14 protein-coding genes are annotated in these 15,146 nt (G+C 61.2%); 4 read left to right on the top strand and 10 right to left on the bottom strand.

Annotation, left to right across the window (positions count from 1 at the left end):
- Positions 1-45 precede the first annotated feature (45 nt).
- Entirely contained in the window at positions 46-852 is an 807-nt protein-coding gene (locus tag AB5Y81_RS16810; protein ID WP_279485357.1) for a PhzF family phenazine biosynthesis protein, read from the bottom strand.
- A gap of 198 nt (positions 853-1,050) precedes the next feature.
- Here AB5Y81_RS16810 and AB5Y81_RS16815 point away from each other — a divergent pair, with 198 nt between their 5' ends.
- Genes AB5Y81_RS16815 through AB5Y81_RS16825 form a run of 3 tightly spaced genes read left to right on the top strand, consistent with a single transcriptional unit; the run spans position 1,051 to position 5,349 of the window.
- A complete protein-coding gene (locus tag AB5Y81_RS16815; protein ID WP_279485527.1) occupies positions 1,051-2,841 on the top strand; it encodes an assimilatory sulfite reductase (NADPH) flavoprotein subunit in 1,791 nt (596 codons plus the stop codon).
- Complete coding sequence (cysI, locus tag AB5Y81_RS16820) at positions 2,841-4,553, top strand: assimilatory sulfite reductase (NADPH) hemoprotein subunit (protein WP_244366038.1); 1,713 nt, start codon at positions 2,841-2,843, stop codon at positions 4,551-4,553. The genes AB5Y81_RS16815 and cysI overlap by 1 nt, the downstream gene beginning before the upstream one ends.
- A complete protein-coding gene (locus AB5Y81_RS16825) occupies positions 4,543-5,349 on the top strand; it encodes a phosphoadenylyl-sulfate reductase (RefSeq protein WP_244366036.1) in 807 nt (268 codons plus the stop codon). Before cysI ends, AB5Y81_RS16825 begins: the two co-directional genes overlap by 11 nt.
- 91 nt (positions 5,350-5,440) lie before the next feature.
- On the opposite strand, the gene proX is transcribed toward AB5Y81_RS16825, so the two are convergent.
- The 9 genes from proX to AB5Y81_RS16870 form a co-directional block, all read right to left on the bottom strand.
- Positions 5,441-6,442, bottom strand: coding sequence for a glycine betaine/L-proline ABC transporter substrate-binding protein ProX (gene proX / locus AB5Y81_RS16830; protein WP_244366033.1), 1,002 nt, complete (start codon positions 6,440-6,442; stop codon positions 5,441-5,443).
- Positions 6,439-7,593, bottom strand: a complete 1,155-nt coding sequence (gene proW / locus AB5Y81_RS16835; protein ID WP_244366030.1) for a glycine betaine/L-proline ABC transporter permease ProW — start codon at positions 7,591-7,593, stop codon at positions 6,439-6,441. Before proW ends, proX begins: the two co-directional genes overlap by 4 nt.
- Positions 7,590-8,786 carry a glycine betaine/L-proline ABC transporter ATP-binding protein ProV gene (gene proV / locus AB5Y81_RS16840; RefSeq protein ID WP_010633059.1) on the bottom strand — a complete coding sequence of 399 codons (1,197 nt, stop codon included), beginning with the start codon at positions 8,784-8,786 and terminating at the stop codon, positions 7,590-7,592. Before proV ends, proW begins: the two co-directional genes overlap by 4 nt.
- Before the next feature lie 525 nt (positions 8,787-9,311).
- Positions 9,312-10,394 carry a hypothetical protein gene (locus AB5Y81_RS16845; protein ID WP_279485355.1) on the bottom strand — a complete coding sequence of 361 codons (1,083 nt, stop codon included), beginning with the start codon at positions 10,392-10,394 and terminating at the stop codon, positions 9,312-9,314.
- Between the two features lie 10 nt (positions 10,395-10,404).
- On the bottom strand, positions 10,405-11,532 hold the full coding sequence (locus AB5Y81_RS16850; protein ID WP_279485354.1) for a hypothetical protein: 1,128 nt from the start codon (positions 11,530-11,532) through the stop codon (positions 10,405-10,407).
- Between the two features lie 60 nt (positions 11,533-11,592).
- The gene (folA, locus tag AB5Y81_RS16855; protein ID WP_042007482.1) at positions 11,593-12,084 is read right to left on the bottom strand and encodes a type 3 dihydrofolate reductase; all 492 of its coding nucleotides are present in this window, start codon (positions 12,082-12,084) and stop codon (positions 11,593-11,595) included.
- A 24-nt stretch (positions 12,085-12,108) separates the two neighbouring features.
- A complete protein-coding gene (locus tag AB5Y81_RS16860; RefSeq protein ID WP_005297957.1) occupies positions 12,109-12,576 on the bottom strand; it encodes a threonine/serine exporter family protein in 468 nt (155 codons plus the stop codon).
- 240 nt (positions 12,577-12,816) lie between these two features.
- Entirely contained in the window at positions 12,817-13,614 is a 798-nt protein-coding gene (locus AB5Y81_RS16865) for a threonine/serine exporter family protein (RefSeq protein ID WP_005297956.1), read from the bottom strand.
- A 234-nt stretch (positions 13,615-13,848) separates the two neighbouring features.
- Positions 13,849-14,190, bottom strand: coding sequence for a DUF3135 domain-containing protein (locus AB5Y81_RS16870; RefSeq protein ID WP_005297955.1), 342 nt, complete (start codon positions 14,188-14,190; stop codon positions 13,849-13,851).
- 398 nt (positions 14,191-14,588) lie between these two features.
- On the opposite strand from AB5Y81_RS16870, the gene mog reads away from it, so the two are divergent.
- Positions 14,589-15,119, top strand: a complete 531-nt coding sequence (gene mog / locus AB5Y81_RS16875) for a molybdopterin adenylyltransferase (RefSeq protein WP_010633055.1) — start codon at positions 14,589-14,591, stop codon at positions 15,117-15,119.
- Positions 15,120-15,146: the final 27 nt, after the last annotated feature.

The raw sequence follows: 15,146 nt of genomic DNA on the forward strand, positions 1-15,146 counted from the left end.
CACAAACCGGTGTGGCGAACGCTCAAGCCGCCGTCAGTCTCGCGCTTATGAGGCTGGTGGCAGCAGCCACTCCCCCTGCCACAAGATGACGGCCTGACCGGCCATCAGCACCCTATCTCCCTGCAATTCAAGCCGCAGCTCACCACCCCGGGCCGAGATCTGGCGGGCCCGCAGTTGCTGTTTGCCTAGCCGCTCGGCCCAAAAGGGCACCAGAGCGCAGTGGTTGGAGCCGGTCACCGGATCCTCATCTACCCCGACCCAGGGAGCGAAGTAGCGGGAGACGAAGTCATGGTCCGGATCGCGCGAGGGCGCCGTCACCATCAGGCCGCGACCGGGCAGGGCGCGCAGGGCCTGAAAATCGGGGGTAAGCGCACGAACCTCCTCCTCGCTGGCGAGCTCCAGCAAGAACTTGGCGCCGGCCGCCAGAATTTGCAACGGCTGGCAACCGACCGCCGCCGCATAGGCCGGATCCAGAACGAGCGGCGCCGGGGCAATGCGCGGGAAATCGAGCCAGATCAACTCCCCTTCGCGCCGGGCCAGCAGCTCGCCGCTGCGGGTCTCGAAGCCAATGACCTCATCCTCAGCCACCGCCCCCGTCTGCCACAACACATGGGCGGCCGCCAGGGTGCCGTGACCGCAGAGATCCACTTCCAGCTCGGGGGTGAACCAGCGCAGCTGGTAGCGGGCCCGGCCCAAAGGCACCAGAAAGGCGGTCTCCGACTGGTTGAACTCGGCCGCCATGGCCAGCAGGGTGGCATCCGGCTGACTCGGCCCCAGCGCCACCACCGCCGGGTTGCCGCCAAAGGGGTGCCGGCTGAAGGCATTGACATGAAACAAGCTGATGATCGACATTCACGCTTCCTGTGTGGGTAATACGGGCTCATTCATTGCCCTTTATACCATGAGAACCCTGTCGACCTGAGTCGCCTTGCGACCCTCTCCATCGCCTTTTTAATGCAGTAATAGAATAAAAAAGACATTTTTATTCTTTGTTGTTATCCATCACACCCCTTAACCTGACCAAAAATCAGACCATGGAAGACGTGTGTGATGCAATTGAAGGACTCCCTGACCAACCTGACTCCCCTCTCTGATGAGCAGCAGCGACAGCTGAGCCAGGCTCTATCGACCCTCAATACCCAGCAACTTGCCTGGGTGAGCGGTTATCTCTACGGTCTCTCCCAGGCGGGCAGCCAGCCTGCCGTGACCGGTGCAGCAGCAGCCGCCCCCAGCGGCAGCCTCACCATCCTCTACGGCTCCCAGACCGGCAACGCCAAGGGCGTGGCCAGCGCCATCAAGGCACAGGCCGAGGCGCGAGGCCTGCCGGTGACCCTCACCTCCATGGCTGACTACAAACCCAAGCAGCTCAAGAAAGAGACCCACCTGCTAGTGGTAGTGAGCACTTACGGGGAGGGTGAACCGCCGGAGAGCGCGGTCGATCTGTACGAGCAGCTCAAGAAGGGCAAGGTTGGCAAGCTGGAAGGGCTCAAGTTCGCCGTACTGGGGCTGGGTGACAGCTCCTATGAGTTCTTCTGTCAGACCGGCAAGGACTTTGACAGCCTGCTGACCAAGGCCGGCGCCGATCGGGTGCATGAACTCGCCAGCCTGGACGTGGATTATCAGGATGCCGCCAAGGCGTGGGGTGAACAGGCACTCAACGCCATCGCCGCCACCCTCTCTGCCGGCTCCGCCGGCAGCAGCGTGGCCAGCGCGGTCCAACAGGCGGTCGGCCACAGCCAGTACAGCAAGGAGAATCCCTTCCCGGCCAGGCTCTCGGTCAACCAGAAGATCACCGGCCGCGACTCGACCAAGGATATACGCCACATCGAGATCAGCCTCGAAGAGTCCGGCATCCGCTACCAGCCGGGGGATGCGCTGGGCATCTGGTTTGACAACGATGCCGATCTGGTCGGTGAGGTCTTGGCGCTGGCTCATCTCTCCGGCGACGAGGCCACCGCCCGCGGCAGCCTGCGCGAGGTGCTCAGCCGCGAGCTGGAGCTGACTCGCTTGCACGGCGGCTTTATCACCGGCTTGGCAGAGATCTCGGACAACGCGGCCCTCAAGGATCTGGCCGGCGACAAGGCCCAGGTCAACGCCCTGGTGGCCTCTGCCCAGGTAGTGGATGTGCTCAAACGCTTCCCGACCGCGCTCACAGCCGAACAGCTGATCGGCCTGCTGCGCCCGCTCACTCCGCGCCTCTACTCCATCGCTTCCAGCCAGAGCGAGGTGGAAGAGGAGGTGCACCTGACCGTCGGCGTGGTGCGCTACCCGCAGGAAGACGGCACAGTGCGCAGCGGCGCCGCCTCCTCCTATCTGGCGGACCGTCTGCCGGAAGATGCCGAGGTGCGGGTATTCGTGGAGCACAACGACAACTTCCGCCTGCCTGCTAACCCCGATGCCCCCGTCATCATGGTGGGCCCGGGCACCGGCATCGCCCCCTTCCGAGCCTTCTTGCAGGAGCGGGAAGCGCAAGGGGCCGACGGCAAGAACTGGCTCTTCTTCGGCAACCCCCACTTTACCCAGGATTTCCTCTATCAGGTGGAGTGGCAGCGTTATGTGAAGTCGGGCCTGCTGTCGAAGATCTCCCTGGCCTTCAGCCGGGATCAGGCCAACAAGATTTATGTGCAGGATCGCCTGCGCGAGGCGGGGCTCGAGCTCTACCAGTGGCTGGAAGCAGGCGCTCACTTCTATGTGTGCGGCGACGCCAATCATATGGCCAAAGATGTGCAGGAAGCCCTGCTGGATGTGATTGCCGAACATGGCCAGAAGAGCCGTGAGGAAGCAGAAGAGTATCTGAGCGAATTGCGTCGTGCCAAACGTTATCAAAGGGATGTCTATTGATGAGCAAACAAGTTATTCCAGGACCGGTGGAAGGACCGCTGGCCGACAACGAACGTCTGAAACGCGAGAGCAACTTTCTGCGCGGCACCATAGAGCAGGATCTCAAGGACCCGCTCACCGGCGGCTTCAACGGCGACAACTTCCAGCTGATCCGCTTTCACGGCATGTATCAGCAGGATGACCGCGACATTCGCCCGGAGCGCGCCGCCCAGAAGCTGGAGCCACTGCACAACGTCATGCTGCGTGCCCGCCTGCCCGGCGGCATCATCACCCCGGCCCAGTGGCTGGTGATCGACAAGTTTGCCGAGGAACACAGCCTGTACGGCAGCATCCGCCTGACCACCCGCCAGACCTTCCAGTTCCACGGGGTACTGAAGCGCGACATCAAGCTGATGCACCAGACCCTGAACAGCACCGGCATCGACTCCATCGCCACCGCCGGCGACGTGAACCGCAACGTGCTGTGCACCAGCAACCCGGTGGAGTCCGAGCTGCACCAGGAGGCCTACGAGTGGGCCAAGAAGATCTCCGAGCACCTGCTGCCCAAGACCCGCGCCTACGTGGAGATCTGGCTGGACGGTGAGAAGCTGGGGGGTGACGAGGAGCCGATCCTGGGTTCCAACTACCTGCCGCGCAAATTCAAGACCACCGTGGTGATCCCGCCCCACAACGACGTGGACATCCACGCCAACGATCTCAACTTCGTGGCCATCGCCGAAGGTGGCAAGCTGGTGGGCTTCAACGTGCTGGTGGGCGGGGGTCTGGCCATGACTCACGGTGACACCAGCACCTATCCGCGCAAGGCGAGCGACTTCGGTTTCGTGCCCCTCTCCCACGTGCTGGAGGTGGCGGCCGCCGTGGTCAGCACCCAGCGCGACTGGGGCAACCGGGTCAACCGCAAGAACGCCAAGACCAAGTACACCCTGGAGCGGGTGGGGGTCGAGGCCTTCAAGGCCGAGGTGGAGAGCCGCGCCGGCATCCAGTTCGGACCGGTACGCCCCTATGAGTTTACCAGCCGTGGCGATCGCTTCGGTTGGGTAGAGGGGATCGACGGAAAGCACCACCTGACCCTGTTTATCGAGAACGGCCGCCTGCTGGACTTCCCGGGCAAGCCCCTCAAGACCGGCATGCTGGAGATCGCCAAGGTGCATCAGGGGGACTTCCGCCTGACCGCCAACCAGAACCTCATCATCGCGGGCGTCCCGGCCGGCGAGAAGGCCCGCATCGAAGGGCTGGCGCGCCAGTACGGCCTGCTCGATGACGGCGTGAGCGAGCAGCGCAAGCAGTCCATGGCCTGCGTGGCCCTGCCCACCTGCCCGCTGGCGATGGCCGAGGCCGAGCGTATGCTGCCCGCCTTTGTCACCGACATCGAGGGGCTGCTCACCAAACATGGGCTGGCAGATGACGCCATCATCTTCCGGGTCACCGGCTGCCCCAATGGCTGCGGCCGCGCCATGCTGGCGGAGGTGGGTCTGGTGGGCAAGGCGCCGGGTCGCTACAACCTGCACCTGGGTGGCAACCTGGAGGGGACCCGCATCCCGCGCCTCTATCAGGAGAACATCACGGAGCCGCAGATCCTGGCCGAGCTGGACGCCCTGATCGGCCGTTGGGCCAAGGATCGCAACCCGGGCGAGTGCTTCGGTGATTTCGTCATTCGCGCCGGGATCATAGCCCCGGTCATCGACTCCGCGAGGGACTTCTATGCAGCCTGAACAGACTGATACAGCCCGGCTGGCGCGCACCGCCGACGGCCGGCTCGACCTCGACGCCCTGCTGGCCTTGAGCCGGGAGGAGCAGGTCGAGGCGCTGGCCCCCCTCAACCGGATGCTGGACGCCATGAGCGCCCCCGAGCGGGTGCGCTGGGCTCTGGCCAACCTGCCGGGGGAGCACGTGCTGTCATCGAGCTTCGGCATTCAGGCAGCGCTGATGCTGCACCTGGTAAGCCGCGAGCGGGCCGACGTGCCGGTGGTGCTGACCGATACCGGTTATCTCTTCCCCGAGACCTACCGCTTCATCGACGAGCTGACCGAGCGGCTCGCCCTCAACCTCAAGGTCTACCGGGCCGAGCTCACCCCGGCCTGGCAGGAGGCCCGCTTCGGCCTCCTGTGGGAGCAGGGGGTGGAGGGGATCACCCGCTACAACCAGCTCAACAAGGTGGAGCCGATGGATCGCGCCCTCAACGAGCTGGGTGCCCGCACCTGGTTCTCGGGTTTGCGCCGTGAGCAGTCCGGCAGCCGGGGCAAGCTGCCGGTGCTGGCCATCCAGCGCGGTCGCTTCAAGTTCCTGCCGGTGATCGACTGGAGCAACAAGGACGTCTTCTACTACTTCAAGGAGTTCGACCTCCCCTACCACCCCTTGTGGGAGCAGGGTTACCTCTCGGTCGGCGACGTGCACACCACCACCAAGTGGGAGCCCGGCATGAGCGAGGAGCAGACCCGCTTCTTCGGCCTCAAGCGCGAGTGCGGCCTGCACGAGGAGAGTGGCGAGAGCGACGGCTCCGGCATCTGAGCCGAACGTTCCCCCCGCACGGCTCCCATAAAAAACGCCCGGCAACTGCCGGGCGTTTTTCTTTGCGCAAAGAGCGAGCTACCGCCCCTCATTACCTGGCGGCGGCGCGCGCCTGGGTCAGCCAGTCCGTCACCAGCGCCTCGTGGCCCTTGAGCCAGGCGTCGGCGTGACGCTCCACGTCCGCCGGCTTGTTCTGTCCCTTGTTCATCAGGCCGTTCTGCACGTTGATGTCATTGAGCGGCAGCTTGACGATGGAGAAGAGCCTGGCGGCCGCCGGGTTGGCCTCGGCGAACCGCTTGTTGGCGACGATGTGCATGGTGTTGACCGGGAAGCCGTAGTTCTTGCCGTTCGGCAGCCGGGTCTTGGCCGCATCAGGGCCATCGGCGGGCACCTGTAGCCACACCACATCCCGGCCGGGCACCAGCTCGCTGCTGAGCCAGTAGGGGGTCCAGGTGTAGTAGAGCACCGGCTTGCCGCTCTTGAAGCGGGCCTGGGTATCGGCGATCAGCGCCGCATAGTTGCCCTGCTTGTGGGTGACGGTGGGGGTCAGCCCAAACTCGGCCAGATGGCGGTTGATCGCCTCTTCGCAGCCCCAGCCCGGGTTGCAACCGATGAGATCGGCCTTGCCGTCGCCATCGCCGTCAAACAGCGCCGCCAGCTTGGGATCCTTGAGCTGTCCCAAGTTGGTGATGCCATAGTGGGTCGCGGTCTGCTTGTCGATGAGATAACCCTGGGCGGCCCCGGCCACATAGGTCCCCTCACGGAAGAACACCTTGTCACCCCCCGCCTGCTCATATTTGTTGTTCTGCAGCGGTATCCAGTTGAAGGCCAGAAAAGTGCCATCCCCCTGCGCCACCGAGGCGTAGGCCACGTTGTAGTCCACCTCCTGGGCCGGCTGGACATCGTAGCCGAGGCGCGCCATCAACTTGCTGACCAGCAGAGTCTGAAAGCTCTCCTCCGGCAAGGAGCTCTGCAGGGGCTGAACGCGCACGCCCTCCCCCGGCAGCTCGGTACTGGCCATGGCGAGCGGACCGAACAGCTGGGCGCTCAGCAGCAAGGAGCCCAGGGCCAGCCTTTTGGTGATCAGTCTCATGCATTTACTCCTTTGTAATCGATTGGCTTGTCGCGACCGAGCAGGCGCAGCAGCAGGGCGGCGGGGCCGCGTTGATACCAGCGGCCGGTACGGCTGCGATCCGGCTGTCCCATCGCCTGGGTCAGGCGGTCGAGCACGATGGCCAACAGCACTATGCCGAGACCGCCGATGGAGGCGAGCCCCATGTCGAGCCGGCCGATGCCGCGCAGCACCATCTGGCCGAGGCCCCCCACCGCGATCATGGAGGCGATCACCACCATGGAGAGAGCCAGCATCAGGGTCTGGTTGACCCCGGCCATGATGGTGGGCATGGCGAGCGGCAGCTGCACCTTGAACAACAGCTGTGAGGGGCTGGCACCGAACGAGTGGGCCGCCTCCACCAGATCGGCAGGCACCTGGCGAATGCCCAGCATGGTGAGCCGGATCATCGGCGGCAGCGCAAAGATGACGGTCACCACCACCCCGGGCACGTTGCCGATGCCGAACAGCATCACGATGGGGATGAGGTAGACGAACGCCGGGGTGGTCTGCATGGCATCCAGCAAGGGCCGGGTCCAGCGTGACAGTCGCTCGCTCCGCGCCAGCAGGATGCCGGCCGGCAACCCGAGCAAGACGCAGAAAAAGAGCGAGGTCAGCACCAGCGACAGGGTCACCATGGCATCGGACCAGGCGCCAATAAGCCCCACGATCACCAGCGAGACCATGGTCCCCAGCGCCATGCGGCCGTTCACCAGCTGCCAGGCGATCAGGGTCAGCAGGCCGATCATCAGGGTGGAGGGCACCGTCTGCAGCAGATGGGTCATGCCGTTCAGGGTCAGCTCCACCGGCGCGCGGATCAGCTGGAACAGCGGTCGCAGGTTCTCCACCAGCCAGCCGATGCCACCCTCGACCCAGCTGTCCAGTGGCACCAACGCCTGCTGGAAGGGATCCAGCCAGTCGACGGCGGCTGTGGTATCCACCGTCTCGATCTGGTCCTGCCAGTCGGTGGCGGCGGTGGCGGTATCGCTCCAGGGATCGGCCACCTCGGTGGCACTGGAGGCCGTGGCGCCCCAGGGGTCGGCCGCCACCTCGTCGGCCCGCAGGGAGGGGCTCGCCAGCAGCACCAGGGCCAGCAGCCCGCTCAGTAAAAAATGGGGATTCATCCGCTTCATGCCGGGGTACTCCTGTCCAGGGTGTTCAGCAGGTTGGCCTTGGAGATGAGGCCGAGATAAGTGCCATCCTCCTCGACTACGGGCACCTGACAGGGGGCGGCCGCCACCTGGCTGATCAGTTCGTTGAGGGCGGTGTCCGCCAGGATGGGCTGGATGTCCGCCAGCAGCGCCTGCTCCAGGCTGCCTTTGGCCCTGACCGCCTGACCGAGCGACTCCACCGAGACGACCCCGATGAAGCGGCGCCGGCGATCCACCACGTAACCGAACTCCCGCTCCTGCTCCTTGAGCTGGCGCAGGGCGTTGCCCGGCCCGTCGGTGGTGTGCTTCTTGATAAGCGGCATCTGCTTGCGGCTGGCCACGTCGCGGGCGCTGAACACATGGGCCAGATCCACCCCGCGAAAGAAGGCGCGCACATAGTCGTTGGCGGGCTGGTTGAGGATCTCGTCCGGGGTGCCGACCTGCACCAGCTGGCCGTCCTGCATGATGGCGATGCGATCGCCGATGCGCATCGCCTCGTCCAGATCGTGAGAGATGAAGACGATGGTGCGCTGCTGGCTGGCCTGCAGCTTGAGCAGCTCATCCTGCATCTCGGTTCGGATCAGTGGATCCAGCGCCGAAAAAGCCTCGTCCATCAGCAGGATATCGGGGTCATTGGCAAGGGCACGGGCCAGCCCGACCCGCTGCTTCATGCCGCCGGAGAGCGCATCGGGGAAGGCATCGATCCACTGCCCCAACCCCACCTGCTGCAGTGCCTGGCGGGCGCTCTGCTGACGTTCCGCCAGCGGCACCCCGGCCAGCTCCAGCCCGAAGGCGGTGTTTTCCAGCACGCTCAGGTGCGGCATCAGGGCGAAGGACTGGAATACCATGCTGATCTTCTTGCGCCGCACCTGACGCAGCTCGCTGTCGGAGATGGCGGCAATGTCCTCGCCATCGATCAGCACCTGGCCGCGGGTCGGCTCGATCAGCCGGTTGAAGAGACGCACCAGGGTGGATTTTCCCGAGCCGGAGAGGCCCATCACCACGAAGATCTCCCCTTCGTCGATGGCCAGATTGACATCCTGGACCCCCAGGGTCTGCCCGGTTTTTTGCAGTATGCTGGCGCGGTCATGGCCTTTGGCCAGCAATTTGAACGCTTTTTCCGGCTGATCGCCGAAGATTTTGTAGAGTGATTTGACCTCGAGTTTGACTGTCATATTGTCCTTTTTTCTTGGCCGACGGGCTGCCTGGCAAACCGTCGAACGTGAGCCAATTACTTTTAACACTAAGCAATTAAAAGCAAAAACAAAATAACCAAAAGAGTCCCAGCTAAATGAGATACATACAAGCAATTGATTTTTCTTGTTAATTTAAGCAACAAAAAACACGAACTTATATGCAAAGATCGACAATTGACTAATGCATTTGTTAGATAACTAATCGTTATTGCGTTTTGACAAACCAAGAAAAGTGAAAATCAGGCAGATTGGAGAGGGCAACCAGACAGGATCCCGCACAGGCCGAAGGACTGGGCAATTCCTTACGGCTCTATTGATAGACAGGCAATAAATAAGGGAATGCTAGAGGGCAGTTAAGTGAAGCAATAAAAAAGCTCCACCTACTGGACAATACCAAGGCCGGGCACAGGCCATGTCCTGTTATCTGGTAAGCAGTTCGGCACCTTTTGGGATTGGCTTGTACGAACTTTTGCAATAGTAACCGCAGTCACCGTTATCTTGTTTTCATGTGGTCTTGAGTACATCACCCCGCCGTGGTGGCCACTTAGGGAGACCTTGGGCCAGAACTGCCTCCAGCTCGCGCAGACCAGGCCAGACACCGGGCGCTGCGGATGCGGGGGGCTGGCACATCTGCGCCAACAGTCCCGTAGCTTCGGGGTAATAAGTGGCAAAGTGGCGCGGCAGGGCTTCATAAGGCCACACCTCGGCGGGATCCTCCAGCGCAGGTGGCAGCGCATCAAAAGGCGCAGCCATCAGAGGATGCTCTACTACCGGCAAGGGCAACCCCGCCCATTGACGCAGGCGTAATACCAACAGCACCTCCAGCGGCCAGTAGCACCACCAGCCGATGATCGCCTCATTTCGATGGAAACGGGGATCCTTGAGCTTGCCGTAAGTATGCAAATGACATGCCTGGGTCAGCAAATGTCCCACCGTGCCCACATCGTCACTGTCCCACAAGGTCAACAGCGCCAGATAGAGCGGCTCCTGAGCCAGGTCGACGCCCAGTGGCAAGGGCCCCCACCCCAGAAAGCGGCTGGTGAGTTGCAAGGCAAAGGTTTCTATAAAATAGGGGCGAATAAACCTAGTCGCTGGGCAGATAGCCGGGGCGCTATGAGCCAATGCCACACAATCCATCAAACGACGGCGATCACCGAGCAAGGCCAGCAGCATCGCCACATACCCCATGCGCCCAAAGTCAAATCCTGCATGAGGCTGCAACAGGTTCAACTGTCTGCTGCGATGCAACTCTATCTGGTAGTAACGCACCAGTTGCCAATAAAGCAGCGGATAGCGGCGATATTCTGTTTGTGGCCAACGGCCTGCCAGCAAGCTTGTTCCCAGCAAGTGATCCAGCTCCGCCAGGCAAACACTCTCAACCCTTGGCAACAACGCGTATTCATCCCCTTCAGGAACGGGAATATTGGCGAGCGTCTTGTCAATCCATTGTCGAGCATGATCGTAAAATTGATTTTCACTTGAAACCCTTGCTAGCAACTTCTTACGACAATAGGGCTCTCGCTTGGGAAAGCGGGGCCAGGAAGCGTAATCAAATTGGGCGAGCAAGGCGCTCAGGCAAGGAGACATACAGATTCTCTTATGGGGTCGATGAGGATGTCGTGGCACTCTTTCTGCCCGGTGTGGGAGCATCACCACGCTGTGGCGGCCATTTGGGCACACCACGTGAGAGCACCTGCTCCAGTTCACTCAGCGTTGGCCAGACGCCTGGCGCTGCGGATGCGGGGGGCTGGCACATCTGCGCCAACAGTCCCGGAGCTTCGGGATAGTGGGTGGCAAAGTGGCGCGGCAAGGCTTCGTAAGGCCACACCTCGGCGGGATCCTCCAGCGCAGGTGGCAGCGCATCAAAAGGCGCAGCCATCAGGGGATGCTCTACTACCGGCAAGGGCAACCCCGCCCATTGACGCAGGCGCAATACCAGCAGCACCTCCAGCGGCCAGTAGTGCCACCAGCCGATGATCGCCTCCTCTCGATGGAAACGGGGATCCTTGAGCTCGCCGTAAGTGTGCAAATGACATGCCTGGGTCAACAAGTGTCCCACTATCCCCACATCTTCACTGTCCCACAAGGTCAACAGCGCCAGATAGAGCGGCTCCTGAGCCAGGTCGACGCCCAGTGGCAAGGGCCCCCACCCCAGAAAGCGGCTGGTGAGCTGCAAGGCAAAGGTTTCTATAAAATAGGGACGAATATACCTAGTAGCTGGGCAGATAGCCGGGGCGCTATGAACCAACGCCACACAATCCGTCAAACGACGGCGATCACCGAGCAAGGCCAGCAGCATCGCCACATAACCCATGCGCTTAAAATTAAATCCTGCATGGGGCTGCAACTGGTTCAACTGTTTACTGCGATACAACTCTATCTGGTAGTAACGCACCAGTTGCCAATAGAGCAGCGGATAGCGGCGATATTCTGTTTGTGGCCAACGGCCTGCCAGCAGGCTTGTTCCCACCAAGTGATCCAGCTCCGCCAGGCAAACGCTCTCGACTATTGGTAAAAGCGCGTATTCATCCCCTTCAGGAACGGGGATATTGGCGATCGTCTTGTCAATCCATTGTCGATCTGCATCGTAGAATTGATTTTCACTGGAAACCCTTGCTAGCAACTTCTTGCGACAATAGGGCTCTCGCTTGGGAAAGCGGGGCCAGGAAGCGTAATCGAACTTGGCGAGCAGGGCGGCAATAGGCACTGTTGAATCACTATCCATGTCATTCACTCAAAAAACGTCAACCCATTATTGAATAGGGGTCACACGACCATACTGGTCTCAGCGCCGCTGCCAGGTCTCGAAATGGTAGGGGTGGGGGTTCTTCTCGTCGGGCTGATGTGATTCGCGCTCGATACAGGACCAGTCGCCCTCGTCAAAGGCCGGGAAACGGGTATCCCCCTCCACCGCCAGATCGATGCGGGTCAGATAGAGTCTGTCGGCCCGTGGCAGCAGCTGGCCGTAGAGATGACCGCCCCCGATCACCATCAGCTCGGCCACGTCGCTGCCGGCCAGCAGCGCCAGCGCCGCGTCCACCGAGTCGATGACCTCCACGCCGTCAGCCCGGTAGTCGGGGTTGCGGCTGATCACCAGATTGCGGCGGCCAGGCAGCGGCCGCCCGATGGATTCAAAGGTCTTGCGCCCCATCAGCACCGGCTTGCCCAGGGTCACCCGCTTGAAGTGGGCCAGATCCGCCGGCAGGTGCCAGGGCATCTGGTTGTCCAGGCCGATCACCCGATCGTGGGCCATGGCGGCAATCATGGAAATCATCATGGGGTCAACTTCTCTCACCGTCTGTCAGATAATGGGGCGATTACGGTACACGACCAGAGACGGGATCGCCAAACCGAAACTCAGGGCCCCCACGATAAACAGCGCCTTGAGGCCGTTCTCCACCGCGCTCTGGATAAGCTCCATGGTCACCCCGGAGATATTGAGCTCCACCACGGCGATCATCGCCTTGAAGGCATAGCTGCCCGGGATCATGGGGATGATGGAGGCGACGCTGAACACCGGGCGCGGCGCCAGCAGCCGGCGCGACCAGTAGACGCAGACAAAACCGACCGTGGTCGCCGCCGCCAGAGTGGCCCACTCGATGGGCATGCCATGGTGAATGAGCAGGGTGCGCAGGCTGTGAGCCAGGGCGCCGCCCATGGCGCAGTACTTCAACATCCGTGGCGGCACGTTGAACAGCATGGCAAAGCCCACCGCCGGAATGGCCGACCAGAAGGCGTCCTTGGCCAGCAGCCAGAGCAGATCCATCATGGCTCCCTCCCCCAGCTTCCTGTCACCGACATGGCGAGAATGATCCCGATATGGTTCCGTGCGCTGATGTATAGCCGGTTTACCCCGCTCAACAGGGTCGATACAACGTCAAAGCTCTTCATACCTTCCACCCCCAGATACCGGTCACCGACATGGCGAGAATAATCCCGATATGGTTCCGCGCGCTGATGGATAGCCGGTTTGCCCCGAGCAACAGAGTCGATACAACGTCAAAGCTCTTCATACCTTCCACCCCCAGATGCCGGTCACCGACATGGCGAGAATAATCCCTATCGCCGCACTGATGGTGAGCAGGGTCGCCGTGCCCCAACGGGCCAGCCCCATGTTGAAGTAACCCTTCACCATGTCGGAGACCGCATTGATGAGCGGAAAGCCCGGCACCAGCAGCAGTACGCTGGCCGCCATGGCGAGATAGGGCTGGGCCCCCCAGTTGAAGAAGGTAGCGCTGGAGGCGAGCAGGGTGGCGATAAAGCCGGTGGTGGCAAAATTGATGAGGGGGCTGTGGTGATGACGCGCCATCAGCTGGCGTGCCCGCATGGCGACCGAAGCAGAGAAACAGGTCACCAGGAAGATGGGCCAGTCACCGCCAAACAGCAGACTGAAGGCACCGCAGGAGAGCCCCACCATGGGCACCACCAGCCAGGGGTGATAGTGGAACGGTACTATGGCCTCCAGGCGCTGACGCACTTCCCGCGCGCCGATCAGATCCTTCTCCGCCATGATGCAGATGCGCTGGATCTCGCACACCACCTGCATGTTGATGCCGTGCTCGCGCACCCGCCGGGTGGTGGTGACGCAACTGCCCTGATAGAGGCTGGTGAGCACGATGGCGCTGGAGGAGATGGCCATCTCTACGCTCTCAAGCCCGAGCGCCATGCCGAGCCGGACCGTGGTCTGCTCTATGATGCGACTCTCGGCGCCGAACTGGGCCAGCATCTGGCCTACCTTGACGATGATCCGGGTGATCTCCGTCTGCTGTTCCCGCGACAGCACCCGCCTTGGTGTGATACTTCTCATAATCCCTTCGAGTCGTAGCAAATTAAAAAAGTGTCGCCATGTTAGCCTAACTATCGGCGCCGTTCATCTACACATATCACGCCAATAAACAAACTCAAATAAAATAAAAAGCGACACAAAAATACATCAAATGGATTACAAATCACCCCAAACTGTTCAACGCCAGTCAGATAGTCTCACCCGGAAACCACGATAATGGCGGGAATATATTAAAATGACTCATCCGGAATAATATTATTTTTTCTTGCGATAATAATCGCTGAAATAGAGGATGTTGTTCTCTTTATATTCCGGTAGCGGCTCGACATAATCAGGATTATTGAGTTGAACCATTTCACAGCGCATGGAATAAAAGGAGTCGTGCATCATGGCGGCAATCCGGATGCAGCTGTCCATATTGTTCTTGGCCAGCTGGCGCTGACAGTCGATGCGAAATTGCAGGCCGCGCAGGCGCATTTGCTGCTGCGGGCTGACCCGGTCTATCAGACCTTCTATCTCTTGCTGAAGCAACTCGTCGAGCCGCTCGGGCTCCGCCACCGCCAGCCGTTTCAAGGTATCAAAATCAGGCAACTCCATATGCCCTCCCGCGGCCAGCCGCTGCATGGTGATACTCAAACAACAACAATCGGTTCATATTTTCACCAATCGCTTCAGGTGTTATATAAGCCGAACCCCGCTGCGGTTCAATCCATGAGGCCGGCTTTCCCCTCCCGCTGCGCCAAAAGATGACGGCGCATGGAAACCCCGAACCGGTTATTCGTTATGGATCAAGCGATTATTCCTGAATATCGATGGCGGGTTCGTTTATACATTTTTGGCACGGCAATATGCCGATGTTATGTCTTATTGAAAGGAAGCGGCCAATATAGTTTGCCATTTGACGCTCGCCTTCGCGCCGCGATCTGGCTGGTTTAACATATCTTGCTGATTATGTTATTTTATTTGCCACTTATAGCGGCAACCAAGAGCAGACCATGAGCAAGGCAAGAATCGGTATCGTCACCGTCAGCGATCGCGCCAGTGCGGGCATCTACGAAGATCTCTCCGGCAAGGCCATCATCGACACCCTGAACGCCTATCTGACCTCGGAATGGGAACCCCTTTATGAGGTGATCCCCGACGAGCAGGAGCAGATCGAGGCAACCCTGATCCGGCTGGCGGACCAGGAGCAGTGCAGCCTCATCGTCACCACGGGTGGCACCGGGCCGGCCAAACGGGACGTCACCCCGGAGGCGACCGAGGCGGTGTGCGATCGCATGATGCCGGGCTTTGGCGAGCTGATGCGGGCCGAGTCCCTCAAGTTCGTGCCGACCGCCATCCTGTCGCGCCAGACCGCCGGCCTGCGCGGCAGCTCGCTCATCGTCAATCTGCCGGGCAAGCCCAAGTCCATCCGCGAATGTCTGGATGCGGTCTTCCCCGCCATCCCCTACTGCATCGATCTGATGGAAGGCCCCTATCTCGAGTGCGACGAGGCCGTCATCAAGCCGTTTCGCCCGAAGAAATAAAAGCTGGGCGGGGATTTACCCCGCCCT

Source organism: Aeromonas sp. s2 (assembly GCF_040907935.1).
Lineage (GTDB): Bacteria > Pseudomonadota > Gammaproteobacteria > Enterobacterales > Aeromonadaceae > Aeromonas > Aeromonas dhakensis.